The following is a 22,006-nucleotide window of genomic DNA, read 5'->3' on the forward strand; positions in this document are numbered from 1 at the left end:
TCGGGATTAATCAGCAACATCTTTGCTTTTTATCGGCGGCCAGACTTTGGCTGGAAAAGTGCGTTACTGCTAAATTTCTCACTCTCTTACCGCCTTCCTGCCCCTCGAAATACCTGAGACCTGTGCTCACAGATTAATAGCGATTATTTAATCGTGAAATAACGCTGGGCATTATTGAAGCAGATATCCTGAACCATACGGCTTAGCATCGCTTCATCATCAGGAATCTCTCCGTCCTGCGCCCACTGTCCCAGCAGGTTACAGAGAATACGACGGAAATATTCATGTCGCGTATAAGAAAGGAAACTGCGGGAGTCGGTCAGCATCCCGACAAACTGACTTAACAGTCCCATTTGCGACAGTTGCTCCAGTTGGCGCAGCATCCCGTCTTTCTGATCGTTAAACCACCAGCCGGAACCAAACTGCACTTTTCCGGCAATTCCCGGCCCCTGGAAGTTACCGATCATGGTCGCCAGGACTTCGTTATCACGTGGGTTCAGGCAATAGAGGATAGTCTTGGGCAGTTCATTGGTCACATCCATACTGTCGAGCAAACGGGAGAGCGCCCAGCTAATGTTATTATCGCCAATGGAGTCAAAGCCGGTATCCGGCCCCAGCAGGCGGAACATCCGGGTATTATTGTTACGGATCGCGCCAATATGTAGCTGCATCACCCAGCCGCGTGCGGCGTACTGACGGCCCAGCCAGACCAGCACCGCCGTGGTAAACTGGGCGATCTCAAGTTCGCTCAGCGTTTCGCCAGTCAGACGTTTGCCCAGAATGGCGTCAAGCTGTGCGTCGTCGGGTACTGGCGCAAATCGCAGCGTTTCAATGCCATGATCCGACGCGCGGCAGCCGCAGGCGGCGAAATGGTCGAGACGGCGAGTGAGCGCCTGACGTAAATCGTCGAAACGGGTAATGCTGACATCTGCCGCCGCTTCCAGTTTCCCCAGGTAATCGACAAAGCCGTCCAGTTCGATTTTGAAAACTTTGTCGGGGCGCCAGCTTGGCGCGACTTCAATATCAATGCTGTCGTCGGCGGCTATCTGGCGGTGATATTCCAGAGAATCTATCGGGTCGTCGGTGGTTCCGACCATCCGCACATTCATCTGCTGCATAATACCGCGCGCGGAAAAGGCCGGCGTCGCCAGTTTCTCATTACACTGCGTCCAGATACTTTCCGCAGTATCCGGTCCGAACAGTGTACCTGTAATGCCAAATGGACGGCGTAGTTCAAGGTGCGTCCAGTGATACAGCGGATTGCCCAGCGTTTTTGGTACGGTATTGGCCCAGGCCATATATTTTTCATAATCGCTGGTCTCTTTGCCGGTGATCAGCGATTCATCCACGCCTGCGCTTCGTAGCGCTCGCCATTTATAGTGGTCGCCTTCCAGCCAGATCTGACCGAGGTTATCGAAACGGCGATCGTCGGCGATTTCCTGCGGACTTAAATGGCAGTGGAAGTCATAAATCGGCATGGGCGCGGCGTATTTATGGTACAGCGTGCGGGCAATGTCGTTTTTAAGTAGAAAATCTTCAGTCATAAACGTAGCCATGATTTATCTCCTTACTTAGCCAGCGCTTCTACCGTGGCTTTCGCGCCATTCTGCAATAGCTGTTGGTAAGCGTCGGTAACGGCTTGCACAAATTCGTGGTTCTTCGGCAGGTCGTTGCCAAAGATAGACTCGATGGCCAGTAGCCCGCGAACGCGTTCTTCCGGCGTCTGATATTGCTGATGAATCGCCTGATACTGCGCGAGCAGCGGATCGACGACATCAATGGTTTTACCTTGTTCATCGATACCGCCGACGTAACGCATCCATCCGGCGACGCCCAGCGTCAGGCGGCGATAGTCATCGCCCTGTTGCAAGTGCAGACGTACCGGGTCCAACAAACGCTGCGGCAGTTTCTGACTGCCATCCATCGCGATCTGCCAGGTGCGGTGTTTCAACGAGGGGTTAGTGAAACGCGCGATCAACAAATTCGCATACCCTTCCAGATCGGTGCCTTCCGGCATTGACAACGTCGGCGCTTGTTCATCAAGCATCAGCGCCAGCGCCGCGCGACGGTAAGCCGGGTTGGTCATGGTATCGGCGATAGTGTCATACCCGCCGAGATAACCCAGATAGGCGAGGAAAGAGTGACTGCCGTTAAGCATACGCAGCTTCATCATTTCAAACGGTACGACATCTGCAACGAATTGCGCGCCGACGGTGTCCCAGTCCGGGCGACCATTCACAAAGTTATCTTCGATGACCCACTGGCGGAAGGGTTCGCAGGCGATAGCGCAGGGATCATAAACCCCTAACTGGTCGGCAACCAGTTGTAGCGTCTCTTCGGTCGCTGCCGGAACAATGCGGTCAACCATGGTGCAGGGGAAGGTCACATTGTCGGCAATCCATGCGGCGAGGGCGGCATCGCGAGCTTTTGCCAGACCGAGGACGGCAGCCTTCGCGACGTGACCATTCTCGCGCACGTTATCACACGACAGCACGGTAAAAGCTTTCAGTCCTTGCTCCCGGCGCATGTTTAGCGCTTCGACAATATAGCCAATGGCGGATTTAGGCTGCTGTGGATGGGCAAGATCGTTTTGGATCAGAGGGTTATTGACATCAAGCTCGCCGCTGGCGGGGTCGGTGCAGTAGCCTTTTTCGGTCACGGTTAAGGAGACGATGGCGGTTTCCGGGCGCGCCATTGCCGCCAGAATCCCTGCATGACCGTCGAATTCAGGGTGCAGCGCTTCTTTCATTGAACCGATAATTTTCAGTTCGGTGCTTTCTGCGCCGCGTTCTGCAACGGTGTACAGCAGATTTTGCGCTTTCAGGTTCGCGATCAGCCGTGCGTCGTTACCCGGCATCAGGTTCACTTCACAAATGCCCCAGTCGCTGTCGCTCTTTTCCAGTAGATGATGAGTAAAGAGCGCCTGGTGCGCGCGGTGAAACGCCCCGCAGCCCAGATGCACAATACGGGATACCAGACGTGATTTGTCCCAGTTTGGGCGGGCGACGGAAACCTGGGCGGTGGCGATATTCTGTTCCATTGCAAACTCCTGTCATTCGACGTCTTCGCCCGCGATCTCCGGGGCGAGGCATGTTGCTATTGCATTGAGTAGGGGAAATCGCATGACGCGTCGCGCCATGCGAAAGAAGGTTATTTGCTAAAGAAAGCGCGCTGGATAGCCAGTTCGACGCCGCGGACTTCCGCAAGCCCTTTCAGACGGCCAATGGCGGAATAACCCGGATTCGTTTTCTTCTTCAGATCGTCCAGCATCTGATGACCGTGGTCCGGGCGCATCGGGATCAGATCGTCGCTACCTTCGGCTTTACGACGGTGCTCTTCTTCCACAATCGCTTTAACGACTTCATACATATCCACATCGCCGTGCAAATGGGCGGCCTCGTGGAAGGTCTTCGGATTCTCTTCGCGTAGCGTAGAACGCAGATGCGTAAAGTAGATGCGCGGACCAAATTGCTTGATCATATCAACCAGATCGTTGTCGGCGCGCACGCCGTAAGATCCGGTACACATGGTGAAGCCGTTCGCCATGCTATTAACGGTTTCCACCATCCATTGCATGTCTTCAATGGTAGAGACAATGCGCGGCAGGCCGAGAATAGGGCGCGGCGGATCGTCAGGGTGAACGGCCATACGCACGCCAACCTCGTCGGCAACCGGAATAATGGCTTTCAGGAAATAGGCAAAATGTTCACGCAGTTTTGCTTTATCGATATCTTTATACGTCGCCAGGTGTTGACGGAACTGATCCAGCGTATAGCCTTCTTCCGCGCCAGGTAAACCGGCAATAATGTTGCGGGTCAGACGTGCTTTGTCTTCCTCGCTCATGGTGGCGAAACGCCGCTCTGCCTGAGCAATCTCTTCTGCCGTATAGTCGGCTTCTGCTCCCGGACGCTTCAGGATGTGCAGTTCGAACGCGGCGAATTCAATCTGGTCAAAACGCAACGCTTTTGAACCATCCGGCAATACGTATTCCAGATCCGTACGTGTCCAGTCCAGCACCGGCATAAAGTTATAGCAAACCGTATAGATACCGCATTGCGCCAGGTTACGCAGCGTTTGCTGGTAGTTTTTGATCCATAAATCGTACTGACCGGTGTGGGTTTTGATGTCTTCGTGGATAGGTACGCTCTCTACCACAGACCACTCCAGACCCGCCTCTTCAACGATTGCTTTACGTTTCTGGATCTCGTCTACCGACCAAATTTCTCCATTCGGGATATGGTGTAACGCCGTTACCACGCCGGTTGCGCCAGCCTGGCGTACATCTGACAGCGTTACCGGGTCGTTAGGTCCGTACCAGCGCCAGGTTTGTTTCATATCTCGTTTCCTCTTCTTGCGATAACGTCTTCGTGGTTGACCCATTGCCAGCCAACATCGAAACGTGCTTTGTAAACCCGTTCTGCTCCCTAAATTCAACCAAAATTTTTCTCATGTCAACCTTATTGTCTAAATTGGCTAACCAAATCACAAATATCATCATTCACGGTCTGCCAATTTTATTTATTTGATCTGCGTCAATTTTTGCTGGGTGAAAAGCATTCACCATTCAACTTGAAATGAGTTGATGTATTTATTTCAAGAATATTAAGGGCGGGAGTTGCCGCCAGATTTTGACCGGTCCGGATGAGAAAATATTGATTGGTCAACCAATTTTTGTGATTTCAGTTTTCCCGCTACAGGTCAGACGGCGCGGAGCTAATGTTTTTTAACGAGGCTTTATCATGAAGATGACAAAATTAAGATGGTGGATTATCGGCCTGGTCTGCGTAGGGACCATCGTAAACTACCTGTCCCGTAGCTCGCTTAGCGTTGCGGCGCCAGCGATGATGAAAGAACTCCATTTTGATGAGCAACAATATTCCTGGGTGGTGAGCGCCTTCCAGCTTTGTTACACCATTGCGCAGCCGATCACCGGCTATTTGATGGATGTCATCGGACTGAAAATCGGCTTCTTTATCTTTGCCTTGTTGTGGTCGCTGATCAACATGGCGCACGCGCTGGCCGGCGGCTGGATAAGTCTGGCATTTCTGCGTGGTCTGATGGGGCTAACCGAAGCGTCAGCGATTCCTGCCGGGATTAAAGCCAGCGCCGAATGGTTCCCGACGAAAGAACGCGGTATTGCGGGGGGACTGTTTAATATCGGTACTTCGATTGGCGCGATGCTGGCGCCGCCGCTGGTGGTCTGGGCGATGCTGACCTTTGCTGATAGCGGCATCGGTACTGAAATGGCGTTTGTGATTACCGGTGGGATCGGCGTGCTGTTCGCCATCACCTGGTTCCTGATTTATAACTCGCCAAATAAACACCCGTGGATCACCCACAAAGAGCTGCGTTATATCGAAGACGGCCAGGAAAGCTATCTCCAGGACGATAATAAAAAACCGGCCGTTAAAGAGATCGTTAAAAAGCGTAACTTCTGGGCGTTGGCGATTACCCGTTTTCTGGCTGACCCGGCATGGGGAACGCTGAGTTTCTGGATGCCGCTGTATCTGATTAACGTGATGCATCTGCCGTTAAAAGAGATCGCCATGTTTGCCTGGTTGCCGTTCCTGGCGGCGGACTTTGGCTGCGTTGCAGGCGGTTTCCTGGCGAAGTTCTTCATGGAAAAGATGCACATGACCACGATCAATGCGCGTCGTTGTAGCTTTACCATCGGCGCTGTTTTGATGATTTCGATCGGTTTTGTCAGCATTACGACTAACCCGTATGTCGCCATTGCATTGATGAGTATTGGCGGTTTTGCGCACCAGACGCTGTCTACCGTTGTGATTACCATGAGCGCTGACCTGTTCAAGAAAAATGAGGTCGCGACGGTTGCCGGTCTGGCAGGATCTGCGGCATGGATGGGACAGTTAAGCTTCAACCTGTTTATGGGGGCATTGGTCGCTATTATCGGTTACGGCCCGTTCTTCATTGCACTCAGTCTGTTCGATATTATCGGCGCCATCATCCTGTGGGTACTGATTAAAGATCCGGAAAAGCACCACCCGCCAATGACGGAACAGCCGCTGGCGTCTCACCACTAAAGCTGTCTCGTTTTCACAGGCCTGATAAGCGAAAGCGCTGCCGGCCTCTAACGGCCACCTCCGGGTGGCCGTCTTCATCTTACCTGAGCATAAAATCATACTGGATGCTCATCTTCACATCCCAGTAATTCAAGCGATCGCCCAGCGCGCTACCGTCGCGTTTTTCGCGCCCTTTGTCAGCGGCAAGAAAAATGTTCATGCCCTCTAGCGGCCCCTCTTCAATACGATAATTTATGGCTCCCAGCAGACCCAACCCCTTAATTTGAACAGCGCGCTGGCTGGACTCATAACCGCGCGTGACGACAGGCGCGAATGTCATGGTGAGCTGTGGCGTAACACGGTAATTAACGCCCGCCTGCCAGGACTGCATGCCTTCCCGGTTGCGATCGAGGCTTAAAGAGAAGGGATAACCAATATCGGTATCGACCACTGCGCCGTTCATGGCGTGTTGCAGATAGCCGCCGCTGGCAAACAGGCTGCCCCAGGGGGCGCTCCAGGTAAACTGAGCGCTAACCAACCCGGTCTCATTAGGCTGGGTGGATGAACGACTTAGCCCCTCCAGCCGGGCGTAAAAACCGAGCAGCTCACCTTTCAGGGCATAACCATCGTCTAGTGGTATCCGTTTTTCAAAGATACCCTGTACCTGACGGGAGACATCGTTTTGCTGCGAGCCGCCTATGGAATAGCGGCTGCTCTCGTCGTGCCAGCTGGCGGCGAAAAATGCGCGTGGACGATGATGATCATATTGACCCGTTTTACTGTTGTAGACGCCTTCATTGCGAATACCGGTCGTTGAGTCTGTCCACTGAAAAACGCGGGTACGCCACATTGCCCAGAACTCTACATTTGGCGTCAGCGCCAGGTAGCCCAGCGCGCCTTCGGAAGCGGTCGGTAGCGTGCGTTGTGAGCTGCTGGCGATGAGTGGAATTCGCCAGGGGAGGCTGCCATAACTATAATCGGTGCCAAAACGACCTATTTTTAAGCGGCTATTTTCTGTTGGCTTTATTTTTATTGCGCCAAGCACATAGCCGAAACTCTCGTGTCCGTCTAAGTACCAGCGCGTACTCATATTATCGCGAGCACCGAGTTTATAAACATAATACGCGCTACCCTCGACGCCGATCCGTTGTGAATAATAGCTGCTATTAAAATCAATTAACCCACCCTGAACCCAGGCATAAATATCTCTGCCTGCGCCCGCGCTGGGCTTATCAGCTCTTCGTAACTCATTTTTCAGTCTAAAACGTAAGGCGGACTCATCATCAGAAATTTGTAGGGCCAGGGCAGAAGGACAGGCCGCGACTACTGCTATTGGAATAGCCGCTATCTTCGCGAATTTTTTCATTGTTTAACCTGTTGTATATTATTGTTATCGAAAAGCTATTTATTAAAATCTTTAATAAGTTGTTGCTGTGACTGTTTTCGTTTATCTATCTCCTGAACAATCTCCTTAAATTTATTATCCGTTAATGGGTAAAACCAAATAATAATAAAAGCCAGTAACATAAAGCCGCACGGTATGAGCGATATAGACATCCGGATACCGGTAATGACTTCCGGCGTCTGCGTCTGATTGGCGATATAGCCACTTAACCCAAGAATAAAGGCCGGAATAGAACCGCCGATAGCCTGGCCGCATTTACGGGTAAAAGAAAATAGCGAGTAAGTCAGACCTTCTATGCGCACGCCCGTGAGATATTCGCCGTACTCCACGGTATCCGCCTCCAGCGCCCACATTACCGTCATGGTGATCCCCTGGCCAATAGCGGCAATCGCCAGAGCGGTTAAGGCCACGGGCACTGAATGGTCAGACATATAAAAGAAAAGCAAATACCCAAGGGTGCCCATTAAGGCGCCCGCCAGGAAGGTATTCTTCTTACCTATCTTCGCCACCAGACGGGGAACCAGAGGTGCTGACGCCACAGAACCTACCAGCATTTGTACCAGCACGATAACCGAGAAAAGGGCGGTATCATTCAAAACATAGCGTACATAGAACAGTGACGATGCGCTGACGGCGAAGGTCGAGATCAGAATGCATAGCGCGCCGGTACAAAGCATCATTAGCGGGCGGTTCTGTTTAAGCGTTTGCAGACTGATTTTTAACGACGGCTGCGCGACGATACGCACCACGTTTTCGCGGGTAGATTTAAAACAGATGAAATACAGCGCCATACCGGCAATGGCCAGGATAATGGTCCAGAAGAGGTAGACCGACGCCATTTCTGTCGGGCCGGAATGAGTAATACGCGGCCCGATCAGGAAGGCCAGACAGACAAACGTTAGCGAGGCCGCAATACTGCGCGCCGCGCCGAGACGGGCGCGCGAACGCGGTTCCTGAGTCATTGCCGTCGCCAGCGATCCATAGGGAATATTGACCATGCTATAGCAGAACCCAAGTCCCATATAGGTGAGATATGCGTAAATAACTTTGTTGCTATGACTCCACTCTGCCGGGACGCAGAATACCAGTACGCTAAACAGCATTAACGGCGCCGAGCCGAACAGCAGGAACGGGCGAAATTTCCCCCAGCGGGTATTTACACTATCTACTATGCGTCCCGCCACCACATCGGCGAAGGCGTCAAATATTCGTACCAGTAAGAGCATCGTACCGGCAGCGGCGGCACCGACGCCTGCGACGTCGGTGTAATAACTTAGCAGGAACAGCGCCCCCATGGCGAAGGCGAAATTATTGGCAACATCACCCAGGCTGTAGCCTACGATAACGCGCCAGGAAAGCGGCTGGTTCATAATTTCTCTCCCTGCTGTGGCTTTTCGCCGAAGGTCATACCGGTCCAGCGTTTTTGCAGTATAAAGGCCGCCGATTTTGGTCTTCTGTCGCGGGTAAAAATCCCTTTTCGATTACCGCCGACGCGCATAATGCCCTGTGAAGTCGCGAAATCGGCAAAGTTCCAGACCTGCTCGCCGACAACGGCGCTAACGCGATCGAATACTCGGTGATACATCTCCAGCCAGGCGCACTGGTACTCTTCGCTCCACATGTCGCTGTACATCGAATGCAGCCCTGCCAGCGTATCGACGCCATATTCCGTCATGATGATGGGGCGGTGGAGTTTCTCCTGCCAGGCCAGTAACTCTTTCTCCAGCACTTTTTCTGCTTTCGCAAGATCGCCGCTTTGTACATACCAACCGTAATAGCGGTTCAGGCACACCACATCGAAGAGGTCGGTGATGGTGTCGGTTTCCACATCGCAAAACATGACGTTCACGCAGGTTATAGGGCGGGTCGGGTCCAGTTCGCGCGTGGCCTGCGCCAGTGGCGCAAAATAGTCTCTGGCGCCTTCTGGACGGGTATCCGGCTCATTCGCGATACTCCACATCACCACGCTGGGATGGTTTTTATCGCGGGCGATCAATTCCTGAATAGCCTTGAGATGCGCCCGCTGTGTTTCATCATTGACGCCTTCCTCGCTGTATAGCGCCTTCGGTTTTTCGCAGGAATCAAAGCCGATACCTAAAGAGAGATTGAAACCAACAGCTGCTGTTTCATCAATGACGACAATGCCATGCTCGTCCGCCCAGTCGAGCATCTCTTCGGCGTAAGGATAGTGCGACGTGCGATAAGAGTTGGCGCCAATCCACGACATTAGCGCGTGATCGTGTACCATCAGCACGTTATCAAATCCCTTCCCTCGTAGATCGGCATCTTCATGGCGACCGAAGCCGGTAAAATAAAAAGGTTTATGATTTATCAGAAACTGTTCGCCTTTTACCGCTACGCTACGGATTCCTACCCGAAGCGGATAGTCATCACGTTCGTCCTGATGCTGTGCGATAACCCGCAGCTCGTACAGATATCCTTCGCCCGGTTGCCATAATCGTGGCGCTGCTATCTGTAATTCGCCCTTTGCCCCTTCGCCGTAGGCGACAATATGCTGCCCGGCATCCCGCAGTTCTACGCGTACTTCACCGTTGGCCTCCACCCGCCAGCTAAGCGTGGCCCGGGAGAGATCGTTCGCGACCTCCGTCGTCACCGTAATATCCTGAACAAACGTTTTTGGTGTGGTGTAGAGCATGACGCTACGGTGGATACCGGCGTAATTAAAGAAATCATGGAAGTATGATTGCTGCCTTTTCCCCGTTTCATCACGGGTCACCACCCCCGGAGGGATAGTCTGCCAGCTCAGCTCGTTATTGACGCATACTGTGATACGTATGCTCTCTCCGGCTGCCGCCAGGTGGCTGATATCCGCTTCGAAAGGTGTATAGCCTCCCTGGTGTTCCATCACGGCGTGGTCATTTACCCATACCTTTCCATAATGCGTGACGGCATCAAAACGTAGAACGATGCGTTGATGCTCCCAGCCTTTGGGGATGCGGACGTTGAGCTGATACCAGACATTGCCGACATAGTTGCGGATCTCTGCATCGGCAAACTGATCGTTATAACTACCCGGTACGGCGATAGCGCGGCTTTGGGGGAGCGGTTGTCGCCACCATTGTTGCGCGATACCGCAATCGTCTGCATCCGTGCAAAACGACCACAGTCCATCAAGTTTTTTGATTTCGCGGCTCTGGGTTTCTACGGGACGTAACATTGTTCACTCCTTAATCCTGATGAATTTTCATTGGTCAACCAGCAATAAAACAAGTTAACCAGTTGTCTGAGGCAATAGTTATCACGCAGCGATCGAGAGGGAAAATGCAGAAAGGAAGGATCTTAAGGCGGATCAAAAAAAACAGGATTGCAACCTGATTTTTGTTTCTTTTGTCACATAAAACCATTTTCATCCGTTGACATATGGCAAAAAATGTTCAATCGAACGTTCGTTCTACTGTTTTTTATACAGGAAGTGAGGGGGAGGGGGCGGGAGGGATATCATGAGGATCAAAGAAAATAGGATGAAGAGTAGGCGCCTGAAGTGCGCCCGGGTACACTGCCACCACGCAGAGTGAAAAATGGGTCAACGTAATGGAGAATAAACTTACCGAATCGCTACCGACGCGGATGCGAATTTTACGCGCCGCCAGGCAGTGTTTTGCTGAAAACGGTTTTCACAGTACATCAATGAAAACGATCTGTAAGGCCAGCGACATGAGCCCCGGCACACTCTATCATCACTTCCCCTCTAAAGAGGCCCTGATTGAAGCCATTATTTTAGAAGATCAGGAAAGAGCACTAACCCATTTTCGTGAGCCGCTGGAGGGCGTTGGGCTGGTGGATTATCTGGTGGAGTCAACTATTGCCGTCACGCGTGAAGACTGCGCGCAGCGGGCGTTGGTCGTAGAGATTATGGCTGAAGGGATGCGTAATCCTCAGGTCGCGGAAATGCTAACCAATAAATACCACACTATTATCGCCTCGCTGGTTGCACGTTTTAACGATGCGCAGGCGAAGGGGGAAATTGGCGCCGATGTGGATAAAGAAATGGCGGCAAGGCTATTATTAGCTACCACGTATGGTGTTTTATCGGATAGCAGCTCTGCTGAGAATGCCCGGCACGTCAGTTTTGCGACGACGTTAAGAACTATGTTAACCGGGCTACTAAAATGCAACTCTGCAAGCTAGTGTCGGTAAAAATACGCGTTGGTTTTATACCAGCGCGTTATCATTTAGTTTGCCTGATTATTTTTAGATGATGAAAATAATATTGTGGTAAGGGTTATTGTTTTTCGCCTGGATTTTTATCGACTCTCTGTCCGCTGCGATCATCGATAAAGTCCCCTTTATGTAAATAAAGGTTCAATGCTTCTACTCTTTTCTCCATATATTTTGCGCAGCTTCACAAAAAATAACCTGATGTCGTAATGCCCACTCCCTAATATTCTCCATGCGCTATACGTTAATTTAAGTTTAAATTTCATGTCGGGGATATCACGATGTCACGTAATTTTACTGTTTCAGCCTGTCAGTATATTGTTACTGAAATAAACACTTTTGAAGATTTCATAACAAAGGTAAGGATACTTCTTAATAAAAGTCAGGGTGCTGATGTCGTTATCTTCCCGGAGTTATTTACCATTGAGCTATTTACATTATTGAAAAAATGGCAAGAAAGACCCATTTCACACCTTACTTTAATTGATCAGTTCACGGATGCCTATAAGCAGCTTTTTCAACAGGAAGCGAAAGAAAGAGGACAGTTCATTATTGCTGGCTCTCATCTGGAGCAGACCGGAGCAGATCGCTATGAGAATGTTGCGCATATATGGGGACCCGATGGCGAACATTATGCTCACAGTAAGACGCATATCTTTCCGGCTGAACGGGGTTGGTATACTCAGGAAGGCGATAAAATGGCTGTTTTTCAACTGCCATTTGCAAAGGTGGGTTTTAATATTTGTTATGAAGCAGAAATACCGGAGTGTGCCGCGACGCTGGTGGAACAGGGTGTGGAGTTAATTTTAACGCCTTCCGCTACGTTTACTGAACAGGGATTTTGGCGAGTCAGGCATTGTTGCCACGCACGTTGTATTGAAAATCAAATTTATCTTGTTCACTGTTGCCTGGGCGGAAACCCGGGTGGACCACTGCCAGGCTGCTGGGCCCGAAGTTCAATTTTAAGCCCCTGTGATGTCGTGTGGAAAAATCCACAAGGTATTATCGCAGAGGCGCACGTCAATCAAGAGGATGTCATTTCAGGAGAAATTAACCTCGATGTTCTATATGAAAATAGACTTGGGGGGGCAGCAACAACGTTCAAGGACAGACGCAGAAAAGCAGGCATATATAATATCTGGCCATCACACATTAAATAACAGAATGTGTCCCTTCTATGTATTAGCTGGAGGTCGTTATGGGATATTTAAAATTACCTGAGGGTAAAAGGATTGCGGTCAATCTTGGTGTCGATGTAGATGCTCAGTCTTTATGGCTGGGCGGATTTAATCGACCGTCGCCATCCTTTATGTCACGAGGAGAGTTTGGTGCACAAGTTGGCGTACCAAGGCTTCTGAAATTGTTCAAAGAAAATAATATCAAAACCACCTTTTTTATTCCCGGACACACTGTAGACACCTTCCCGGAAATCAGTAAAGCGATTTTTGATGCCGGGCATGAAATCGCTCACCATGGCTACTATCATGAAAATCCGACGCTGGTGAATCGTGATACAGAGCGCCGACTTATGGATCTGGCGTTCGCCTGTTATAAAAGACATTTCGGCATACGTCCTGTGGGATACCGTTCTCCCTATTGGGATTATAGCGAGAATACGCTGGATCTTCTGGAGGAAGCCGGTTTTCTCTATGACAGTAGCCTGATGGCGAGAGATCTTGTGCCTTACCATCCTCAACGTTGGCAGGTGAATTGGGAGACGGGAAATATCGCAGGCCCGGCCAGCGCGATTCTGGAAATTCCTGTTAGCTGGTATCTGGATGATTTTCCCGCACTGGCGTATACCGGCAACCAGGAGGGGATGAGCGATACTGACGGTGTTCTGCGACGCTGGAAGGATATTTTTACCTATGCTTATAACCATCAGGAAAACGGTTTATATGCGATGGCCCTTCATCCGCAGATAATCGGTCATGGGCATCATATGATGATGTTGTCACGTTTGATTGAACATATTAAAGGGCATGATGGCGTATGGTTTGCAACCTGTGAAGAGATAGCCAGTGTCTGGGTGGATGACGAAGAGGATCGACAAAAAATGCTCCGTCCTGATGTTCGTGGCGTAGCGCCGGTTCCGGATGATTATGGCTGGCCAGGCAAATGATATCACCTCATGACAATGTTAATATCAGTCGGGTAACGGATTACCCGGGCAGAAGTTACCTGTTTGCCCGCTCGGTAATGCATATTGTCCATCAGAAAGGGAGACTATCCCGGGACGTATAAAATCTTTTTTATTTCGGTCAAAACGTTAATCAACGAGAATAGTTTGTTTTTTGATTTAAATCATTTTTTAGTGTTCACAGGAAAATAAGCAAATAACATTTATAATGTGAGTATTAAGAAAAATAAAATTTCCATAGTGATTAATTTTTATTTAACGCTTTGATTTTTAGTGTTTTTGTATGTGTTAATTGATGTAAATCAATTTGGGGTTTTTTATTAAATAAGTAAAAATTAAGTTGATATTTGCTTTTTGATGTGTTTTTTATATATAGCTGATTATTATTCTGAAATGTCAATTTTTGAATAACGACGCTGTGATACCGGCACCAGGGATACTTTGCGATAAAAGGGATTGAATATGGCAGAGAGCGTTCAGTATAACCTCAATTGTATTTGGCCACAGCGGGCCAAAACCCTCTATTGCATTGCAACCAGCGGAATAACGTTCATCAGACGCGGGTAAACGTTGGCAAAATCCCTGCAAACCTGGCGCTTTTCACGCTGTGTTTTTTGGTAGTTGCGCTTTTAATAAGAGTCACAAGCGTTGGCCGCCGGTATTCGTCTGGCTGCTGAACTGCCACCTGATCAACAAGGAGATAAATCATGGATGCGATTTTTTTAAAGCTCGACAATATCAAAGGCGAAAGCCAGGTTGAAGGCTTTGAAGATCAGATAGAGATCATGTCTTATAGCCACAATGTGGCAATGCAGGTAAATAACGATGTTAGCCTCACTGAGCGGACTTCCGGGCGTGCGCATGTTGGTGAAATGTCGCTCACCAAATTTGTCGACCTCGCCACGCCTGTGCTCAATGAGTACTGCTGTAGCGGGAGGCTAATTAGAACAGCGGTGCTGACGTTGTGCCGCAATGACGACGGCAAAATGCGGTCGCTTATCGTTTATACCCTGACAAACGTGCTGATATCACAACTCAGTGTTAGCGGCGGCGCCGGCGGTAAGCCGGTGGAAACGATGTCGCTGAACTTCACGAAAATCGAATGGCAAATCACTGCCGAGAAATCAGACGGCGCTCAACAGGAGTCCAGAACGTCAGTATGGGATCTGGCGATGGACCAGATAGGGAAATGATGATGACGCCAACCATTCCGGTCGCGCTATTCGACAGGCTCTTGGTTGAGGGGATAAGCCCACATGAATTGGTACGCCGCAAGTTAATGTGTTTATTCAACTCTTGCGCCGTGCCAGGTGGCGAGACATTACCGCCGCTGCTCACTCGGGGTATGCCGGAATGGCACGAGGTGAATGTGGGTGACAAACGGGTTCTCAATTGGTTTTGCCGTGAGCTTCGCGCTGCTATTTTACGTTATGAACCGAGCATCAACATGCTGAAAGTCAGTGTAAAAGATGCCTATCATCAGACGCTGGCGTTGTCTTTGGAAGTGATGTTACAGGATGAGTCTGAACCGTTAAGACTGGAGATAGCCTACTCTAACGGTAGATGGCGCTAGTAATGCAGGAAGGAACGCCGGGCCGGGCGTTTAACATTACCCACAAGCAATAAAACGCAGCGAAAGAACCTGATAATCAGGCAGGCAGTCCACCTTTCGGTATGGTTGATCTGCCTGCATCATTTTCAGGATGGTTAATAACGGACCATGACAGATTTAAGTTCGGTATAGTCATCAATAAACGCGCTGCCAAATTCACGACCAATGCCCGATCCTTTCATCCCTCCAAAGGGTACCGCGGGATCGAGGAAGGTATGCATATTGACCCACACCATGCCAGCATCAATATCTTCAGCGTAGCGTAATGCCTTAGACATATTTTCCGACCACACACTTGCAGCAAGGCCGAATGGCGAATCGTTGATATGCGAAAGCGCCTCTTTTTCATTCTGATAACCGATAAAGCTACAGACAGGGCCAAAGGTCTCCTCGTGCATCAGCGTACTGTTTTTATTACGCACTTTTACCGCTGTCGGCTGTAAAAAGTACCCTTCGCCGGGTAAAGTTTCACCGCCGTAAACAATGGTATCCCCTTCTTCCCGTGCGCGTTGAATCAGACGCAGCACTTTTTCAAGCTGAACCTGATTCGCCAGCGGGCCCATCACCGTTTTTTCATCTAAAGGCGAGCCGGGCACGATCTCCGATAACCGTTGCCTGAGGAGCGTCATGACCGTATCCAGTTTTTCCTGGGGCAGATAAAAACGCTCTGCGGCAGCACAAATCTGTCCTTGATTCAGATAACCGGCTTCAAGAATACCGTTGACCATGGCTTGTGCCGTGAGATCATTGAGAAACAGCGCCGCATTTTTCCCTCCCAGTTCGAGGGTAACGCGTTTTCCTGACGATGTTGCCGAACGCCGGACTTTCTCACCTGTCGCAACTGACCCGGTGAAACTCACTTTGGCGCAATCTGGATGCGCGATCAGCTGTTGCGCTATCTCACCGCCAGCACCGTTTACCACGTTAATCACGCCATCAGGGAAACCTGCCTCTTTAGCCAGTTCAGCGACTCGCAGCAGTGTCAGCGGGGTATATTCACTTGGTTTAATGACGATGGTGCAGCCACATACCAGCGCTGCGGCCAGCTTCCAGATAGCAATCATAATTGAGAAATTCCACGGCACAATACCGACGACCACACCAATGGGTTGGCGTTGGGTAAACGCTGTGTATCTCTCTTCTCCCATTGATGGCAGGGAGACATTCAGCGTTTCACCGGTTATTTTTCCTGCCCAACCGGCAAAGTAACGCAGGAAGGCCACTGACTGATCGAGTTCAAGACCGCGCGACAGCATAATCGTTTTACCTGAACAGACGCTTTCCAGTTGAGCTAACTCTTCACGATGAGCGGCAAGAGTATCAGCCAGTTTCAGCAGTAATGCGCCGCGTTGTAACGTTGGCATTTTACGCCAGACATCAAACGCCCGTCTGGCGCTCTGCATGGCCTCTTCTGCCTGCGCAGGGGTTGCCGACACAACGTCGGCGATGATTTTGCCGGTGGCTGGGGTAGTGACCGAAAAGTTCGTGCCGTTTCCGGCCTGACGTTCACCTGCAATAAATTGTCCGTGTCGTTGGCGTAAAAAAGTCGTTACTTCGGCAAGTAATGTCACATCGCTCATCAGAAGTGCCTGTAGGTCAGGAATGTACGTTTTTCCATCCCAACATACTTTTTCGGAGCTGAATATCGTTCCAAAGAACGTCATTCTTCCGGACGATATTTTGTAAAACGTTACCGTGCTGTGATAGCGGTCTTAGTCAAGCGTGATGACAAGGTAACGCGATGAATACAAAAATCGATGCGTTGAATTACTACGGCGCGACGAAAAAATACCCGTTGCATTTTCCTGCTCTGCAAGAGGATATTGATGCCGATGTGGTGATCATTGGCGGTGGCTTTTCAGGCATCAATACCGCGCTGGAACTGGCGGAGCAGGGGATCACTAATGTTGTCGTTCTGGAAGCCCGTCATCTTGGGTATGGCGGCACCGGACGAAACGGCGGTCAGGTAATGGCCGGTATAGGTCACGACATCGAAGCCGTTAAAAAATATGTAGGCGCAGCGGGAATGGAGACGCTGTTTAAAATCTCGAACCTCGGCGCAGGCATTATTCGGGAGCGAATTCGTAAATACCATATTGATGCTGATTTTGTCCCCGGATATGGTTATCTGGCCTACAACCAGCGGCAGTTAAAAACGCTGCAACAATGGGAAAAAGAATTCAAAGCCGCTACGCCGGAAGACGATATTGAACTCTATACCGGTAAAGACGTGCAGCAGGTTATCGGTTCCGACGTCTACTGCGGTGTTCTCAAGCATATGGGGGGAGGGCATGTCCACTCGCTGAATTTATTGCTGGGCTCCGCTCAGGCTGCGAATTCGCTGGGGGTGAAGATATTCGAATATTCACCTGTGGTTGAGGTCAGTTACGGTAAAACTGTGCGGGTACGTACTGCGATGGGCAGCGTAAAAGCAGCCAAATTGCTGTGGGCCTGTGATAGTTTTCTCAATAATCTGGAACCAGAAATTTATAAGAAAACGCTGGTTACTTATTCTTATCAGGTCTCTACAGAACCTCTCTCCAGCGAGCTTGTTGAGCGGATCAGTCCCTTGCGCGGGGCTTTTAGTGATATCCGCCCGGTGATAAATTACTACCGTCTCACAAAAGAAAACCGTCTGCTGTTTGGCAGCGCCACAAGGTTTCTTGAATATACCCCGCACGATTTTGCTGCCTGGAACCGCACTCTGTTGACGGAGGTCTTCCCTTATTTGAAAGACGTTAAAATCGATTTTGCCTGGGGCGGACCGATGGCCTGTAGCGCGAATCTGTTTCCGCAGATTGGCACGCTTCGTGAACACAATAATGTTTTTTATGTTCAGGGTTATTCCGGATTTGGCGTCACGCCTTCCCATATTGTATGCAAAATCCTGGCCGAAGGAATAAATGGCGGTTCCGAGCGGTATCGTCTGATGAGTAGCATTCCCCACGCGACAATTTATGGTCGCGACAGTCTACGTCTATTGCTGGTCAGTGCGGGAAAACTGATACATCAAACAGCCGGTTTCTGGAAAGGCCGGAATTAACCAGGAGAACATTAATGCACGCTTTTAAACTCAATCAACCTGTTCCTGAATTACAGCCAGTCGGGAGTGTCAGCCTGTTAGGGGCGTTGCCAACAGAAGGCGATCCCCAGGTCGCCGTTGCGATGATTTACGGTAAACCTGAGGACGTATTTACCTGTGGACTGTTTTCATCGACCCGCGGCGGTTTCACTATGATTTATCCCTTTACTGAGCACGCAACCGTGCTGGAAGGGGAAGTGGAACTCACTGTCGCGGGTCAGGAACCGATACGTTTTTCACCGGGCGATAGTTGGTTTGTTGAACAGGGAACCGAAGTGGCATGGAAAGTTTTAACGCCCCGTTTTGTAAAACATTATCTGGCAAACGTTGAAAGCCACAAACAGGGTTGAATCCTTTAATTGTTCGTCAGTAGCGTTGGCATCACTGGGGAGAATAGCGCTCTCCCCACTTGCTATTAGCGCATGCGGGGGACGGCGTCACAACGTTATTTACCGTTATCCCTCTTCAGGACGATACCTGTTAGATGCGCTGCCTGCCATAAATAAGCGTTATTCCGGAGCGGTAATTTATTGTTGTAATAATAGTGAAGAGGTTGACCATGTTTAAAAACAGACTTGCCAGCCATCTTGAACGTGGCGTTATTGGTTTCCCCACGACGCTTGCCAGCTCCGTCGGGCTGATTATGGCAAGCCCGGTGATCCTGACCGTGACCAGTGGTTTTGGCTCAGGGGGAGATACCTTTGCTCTTGCGGTATTACTGGCATTTATTATGATGCAAGCGCAGATTACCACCTTTGCCGAAGCGGCAACGCTCATTCCCACGACTGGCTCCGTCTACGACTATATTTCCTGCGGGATGGGGCGTTTTTTCGCTATCACCGGTGCGCTTTGCGCTTATCTGATCGTACACATTTTTGCCGGCACGGCAGAAACGATTCTCGCTGGCGTCATGGCGCTGGTGAACTTTGAGTCTGTTAGCGAACACGTGGCCATGCAGCACAATACCTGGATGGTTGGCGTTGGCATGGTAGTGGTTTTCGGGTTACTGAATGCCATTGGTGTTGAAGTATTTGGCAAGGTGGAAGTATTTCTTACTTTCGGTATGTGGACTACCCTGACCATCTTCGGTTTATGCGGGATCCTGTTATCCCCGGTCACTCATCATTCTGGGTGGTTTGGCGCACCGCTTGATGTCAGTAATCTTTCTGGCCTGTTTGGTTATATTGGCATGGCGATGTTTATGTTCGTCGGTTGTGAACTGGTAACGCCAATGGCGCCGGAAATTAAAAAAGCGCATCGTACGATTCCCAGAGCGATGGCGCTTGGCCTTTTAGCGGTGGCAGGTTGTATGTTCCTCTATGGCGCTGCGATTAACCGGCAGGTAAATAATGTGGTTGTCGATGCGGCAAACCATATCTTTTTACTGGATACGCCGATGGCTATTCCCGCCTTTGCCAATCGTGTCATGGGACATGTCGGGCAATACTGGCTGGGCGTGGGGTTGTTGTTAGCGGGATGTGCGACAATTAATACGCTGATGGCGGCAGTACCGCGTATTATATACGGCATGGCGCTGGACGGCGCTTTGCCGCGGTTTCTAACCTGGTTGCACCCCCGCTTTAAAACACCGGTCATCGCCATCGCATTCGGTGTTGCGATTCCCTGTTTACATGCCTGGTATCTGAATGGTGATATCGACCACATTGTTCCGCTGATCCTCGCTGCGGTCTGCGCCTGGGGAGTAGCTTATCTGCTGGTAACGTTATCGGTCGTTATCTTACGTATTCGGCGCCCCGATTTGCCACGCGCTTACCGGGCCCCCTGGTTTCCCTTACCTCAGATTATTTCGAGCGTGGGTATTATTATCGCCATTATTAATATCGCGCCTCCAGGAATGAACAGTCGGGATGTACTTATACCATTCGGTATTATGCTTGGATTGACTGCCGCCTATGCCTTATTCTGGACATTATGTGTGCAACGGGTTAATCCTTTCCTCCCACTTCCGGTAGAAGAGGTCGTGGAACGGGCGATGGGCAATTATGAAAAGCGAAACAATGAAGAGATGACGCCAGATGTCCTCCGTCCCCTGGTTTAAGAGCACATTAATGAACATGGTGTTACGTGATTTGAGCGGCTGGCGTTGTGAAAAATTGACCGAACATAGCGCCGTGCTGCATCTGAATGCATTTACCCAGGTTATCTGCCATGTTCAGCAAAAACGATTATTCATGGCCAGTATTCACAGTTGTGAATTCAGGGTGAAAGGCACAATCAATTATCCTTTGCAGGGCAAAATTCGCGTTCATCAGCCCGGATGGCTGAAACGTTATCCCGTCATTTTTACTGGCAGCAAAAGTACCGCCGGGCTGATTAACTATCTTAATCGTTTCCCCAATTTACAACAGGCACTGAGTGAACTGGATTATCGTCGGTTCACGCTGGTTTTACATCATAAGGAATGGTATTGCAGCATTGAGCTATGGGCTGCGAGCGAAGTGGTTTGTAAAATGCCGCCGCTGCGCCGTTATCTGCGGCTTGAGCGGCACCAGCGTGTTCTTCTGCTTAGTGTGATAAATATGATCAATCAGGCCATGAATCAATGGCTGCAACAGGATACCGACGCCAGATAATATGACATTTTATTGAGGCATCAGCTCAGAGAGTGGTATTAATTCAGGCATATATGACACATGGGGAAAAGACCCGCAATTGACGCGGGGTAAAAAGCACGCTTTCACATATGCTGTGAATGTTGTATCGAGGACATTCTGGTTCGGGAAACCAGTTCCGTGCGATTTATCACTTCTGTTTTAGCAAAAATATTACGTAAATGCGTTTTCACTGTTGAGAGAGATATATTCAACTGACGGGCAATCAATTTGTTACTGGCCCCTTCGCAGACCATTCCCACAATTTCACGCTCTTTTGCGGTCAATATTGACGCCAGATTGTTGTCTTCCTGAAGAGAATCATGAATTGCCAGTCCCAGTAATGGTTGTACTGCCTGGGCTCGCAAACGCTCTTCGCTGGAAAAAGGTATATCGCGCATTAATGAAATGCCCGCGATAATACGATGGCCCCGACGAATAAAGATCTCAATCATGTCGCACACATGATTAGGTAGCATAAATTCATGATAATAATGGCGATGACGGGCACAGATACCGGGCGTCATCGTCGCTACGGTAATAACCTGCTGGCCGAACCGGGAAGGCGATAGCGGGTCTAATGGTTGAAAATGCTCCAGATATTGTTGGTGTGTGCTATTAGAAATGTTATGTAAAACATAGGCTTCCGGCTTTAAATAAGCATTAACACGATAAAAAACCGCCGACGACAGAGGAATGAGTTGCGCAATGCTCTGTAAGCAATGGAGAGTGATCCCGTCATTATGGCCAGTAGTTGATAAGGCTGACATGTTATCTCCTTCCATCCGGATGAGCGCGCCGGGACGCAGTAAAATAGTGGTATGTTGAAACATACAATTTACATTTGATTAACACAATCATTCACATGTTAATAATGTGACGCGTGTTACGGTATTTTTTATAACTATTTGAAATAAAACAGTTTTAATTTAAATCCTGTTTGGTTTTCTAAA

18 protein-coding genes are annotated in these 22,006 nt (G+C 49.8%); 10 read left to right on the forward strand and 8 right to left on the reverse strand.

Annotation, left to right across the window (positions count from 1 at the left end):
* Positions 1-143: 143 nt before the first annotated feature.
* The 3 genes from uxaC to uxuA all read right to left on the reverse strand — a co-directional run bounded on the left by uxaC (position 144) and on the right by uxuA (position 4,335).
* Positions 144-1,556 carry a glucuronate isomerase gene (gene uxaC, locus ACLD3P_RS09180; RefSeq protein ID WP_058214656.1) on the reverse strand — a complete coding sequence of 471 codons (1,413 nt, stop codon included), beginning with the start codon at positions 1,554-1,556 and terminating at the stop codon, positions 144-146.
* Between the two features lie 11 nt (positions 1,557-1,567).
* The gene (locus ACLD3P_RS09185; RefSeq protein ID WP_001620029.1) at positions 1,568-3,040 is read right to left on the reverse strand and encodes a fructuronate reductase; all 1,473 of its coding nucleotides are present in this window, start codon (positions 3,038-3,040) and stop codon (positions 1,568-1,570) included.
* Positions 3,041-3,150: 110 nt separating this feature from the next.
* Positions 3,151-4,335, reverse strand: coding sequence for a mannonate dehydratase (gene uxuA, locus ACLD3P_RS09190; RefSeq protein WP_000815487.1), 1,185 nt, complete (start codon positions 4,333-4,335; stop codon positions 3,151-3,153).
* Positions 4,336-4,739: 404 nt separating this feature from the next.
* Between uxuA and ACLD3P_RS09195 the strand changes: the two genes are divergently transcribed.
* Entirely contained in the window at positions 4,740-6,044 is a 1,305-nt protein-coding gene (locus ACLD3P_RS09195) for an MFS transporter (RefSeq protein ID WP_000784370.1), read from the forward strand.
* Positions 6,045-6,123: 79 nt separating this feature from the next.
* Here the strand turns inward: ACLD3P_RS09195 and uidC are convergent, their stop codons facing one another.
* The 3 genes from uidC to uidA are packed head-to-tail and all read right to left on the reverse strand — an operon-like array spanning position 6,124 to position 10,606.
* Complete coding sequence (gene uidC, locus ACLD3P_RS09200) at positions 6,124-7,389, reverse strand: glucuronide uptake porin UidC (protein ID WP_000712675.1); 1,266 nt, start codon at positions 7,387-7,389, stop codon at positions 6,124-6,126.
* A 35-nt stretch (positions 7,390-7,424) separates the two neighbouring features.
* Positions 7,425-8,798, reverse strand: coding sequence for a glucuronide transporter (gene uidB, locus ACLD3P_RS09205; RefSeq protein ID WP_001075548.1), 1,374 nt, complete (start codon positions 8,796-8,798; stop codon positions 7,425-7,427).
* The gene (gene uidA / locus ACLD3P_RS09210) at positions 8,795-10,606 is read right to left on the reverse strand and encodes a beta-glucuronidase (protein ID WP_023207656.1); all 1,812 of its coding nucleotides are present in this window, start codon (positions 10,604-10,606) and stop codon (positions 8,795-8,797) included. The genes uidB and uidA overlap by 4 nt, the downstream gene beginning before the upstream one ends.
* A 374-nt stretch (positions 10,607-10,980) precedes the next feature.
* On the opposite strand from uidA, the gene ACLD3P_RS09215 reads away from it, so the two are divergent.
* The 5 genes from ACLD3P_RS09215 (at position 10,981) to iraD (ending at position 15,320) form a co-directional block, all read left to right on the forward strand.
* Positions 10,981-11,577: a TetR/AcrR family transcriptional regulator gene (locus ACLD3P_RS09215; RefSeq protein ID WP_000428463.1), complete on the forward strand. Its 597-nt coding sequence runs from the start codon at positions 10,981-10,983 to the stop codon at positions 11,575-11,577.
* A 311-nt stretch (positions 11,578-11,888) separates the two neighbouring features.
* A complete protein-coding gene (locus tag ACLD3P_RS09220; protein WP_000089257.1) occupies positions 11,889-12,767 on the forward strand; it encodes a carbon-nitrogen hydrolase family protein in 879 nt (292 codons plus the stop codon).
* Between the two features lie 38 nt (positions 12,768-12,805).
* Positions 12,806-13,729 (forward strand): polysaccharide deacetylase family protein, encoded by a 924-nt coding sequence (locus ACLD3P_RS09225; RefSeq protein ID WP_000540892.1) that lies wholly within the window; start codon positions 12,806-12,808, stop codon positions 13,727-13,729.
* Positions 13,730-14,454: 725 nt separating this feature from the next.
* Positions 14,455-14,940: an Hcp family type VI secretion system effector gene (locus ACLD3P_RS09230; RefSeq protein WP_000338753.1), complete on the forward strand. Its 486-nt coding sequence runs from the start codon at positions 14,455-14,457 to the stop codon at positions 14,938-14,940.
* On the forward strand, positions 14,940-15,320 hold the full coding sequence (iraD, locus tag ACLD3P_RS09235) for an anti-adapter protein IraD (RefSeq protein ID WP_076936445.1): 381 nt from the start codon (positions 14,940-14,942) through the stop codon (positions 15,318-15,320). The genes ACLD3P_RS09230 and iraD overlap by 1 nt, the downstream gene beginning before the upstream one ends.
* A 134-nt stretch (positions 15,321-15,454) precedes the next feature.
* On the opposite strand, the gene ACLD3P_RS09240 is transcribed toward iraD, so the two are convergent.
* On the reverse strand, positions 15,455-16,939 hold the full coding sequence (locus tag ACLD3P_RS09240; RefSeq protein ID WP_411006280.1) for an NAD-dependent phenylacetaldehyde dehydrogenase: 1,485 nt from the start codon (positions 16,937-16,939) through the stop codon (positions 15,455-15,457).
* Between the two features lie 161 nt (positions 16,940-17,100).
* Between ACLD3P_RS09240 and ACLD3P_RS09245 the strand changes: the two genes are divergently transcribed.
* The 4 genes from ACLD3P_RS09245 (at position 17,101) to ACLD3P_RS09260 (ending at position 21,035) form a co-directional block, all read left to right on the forward strand.
* A complete protein-coding gene (locus tag ACLD3P_RS09245) occupies positions 17,101-18,402 on the forward strand; it encodes an NAD(P)/FAD-dependent oxidoreductase (protein WP_001092825.1) in 1,302 nt (433 codons plus the stop codon).
* Positions 18,403-18,416: 14 nt separating this feature from the next.
* Complete coding sequence (locus tag ACLD3P_RS09250; RefSeq protein ID WP_000542984.1) at positions 18,417-18,791, forward strand: cupin domain-containing protein; 375 nt, start codon at positions 18,417-18,419, stop codon at positions 18,789-18,791.
* 209 nt (positions 18,792-19,000) lie between these two features.
* Positions 19,001-20,500 carry an APC family permease gene (locus ACLD3P_RS09255; protein ID WP_000475960.1) on the forward strand — a complete coding sequence of 500 codons (1,500 nt, stop codon included), beginning with the start codon at positions 19,001-19,003 and terminating at the stop codon, positions 20,498-20,500.
* A complete protein-coding gene (locus tag ACLD3P_RS09260) occupies positions 20,478-21,035 on the forward strand; it encodes a DUF3156 family protein (RefSeq protein ID WP_000100109.1) in 558 nt (185 codons plus the stop codon). The genes ACLD3P_RS09255 and ACLD3P_RS09260 overlap by 23 nt, the downstream gene beginning before the upstream one ends.
* 104 nt (positions 21,036-21,139) lie before the next feature.
* Here ACLD3P_RS09260 and ACLD3P_RS09265 read toward each other — a convergent pair whose 3' ends face one another.
* Positions 21,140-21,823 (reverse strand): response regulator transcription factor, encoded by a 684-nt coding sequence (locus ACLD3P_RS09265; protein WP_411006303.1) that lies wholly within the window; start codon positions 21,821-21,823, stop codon positions 21,140-21,142.
* Positions 21,824-22,006 lie beyond the last annotated feature (183 nt).

It is taken from the genome of Salmonella sp. 741265073_HBA, from assembly GCF_046569105.1.
Classification (GTDB): Bacteria; Pseudomonadota; Gammaproteobacteria; order Enterobacterales; family Enterobacteriaceae; genus Salmonella; species Salmonella enterica.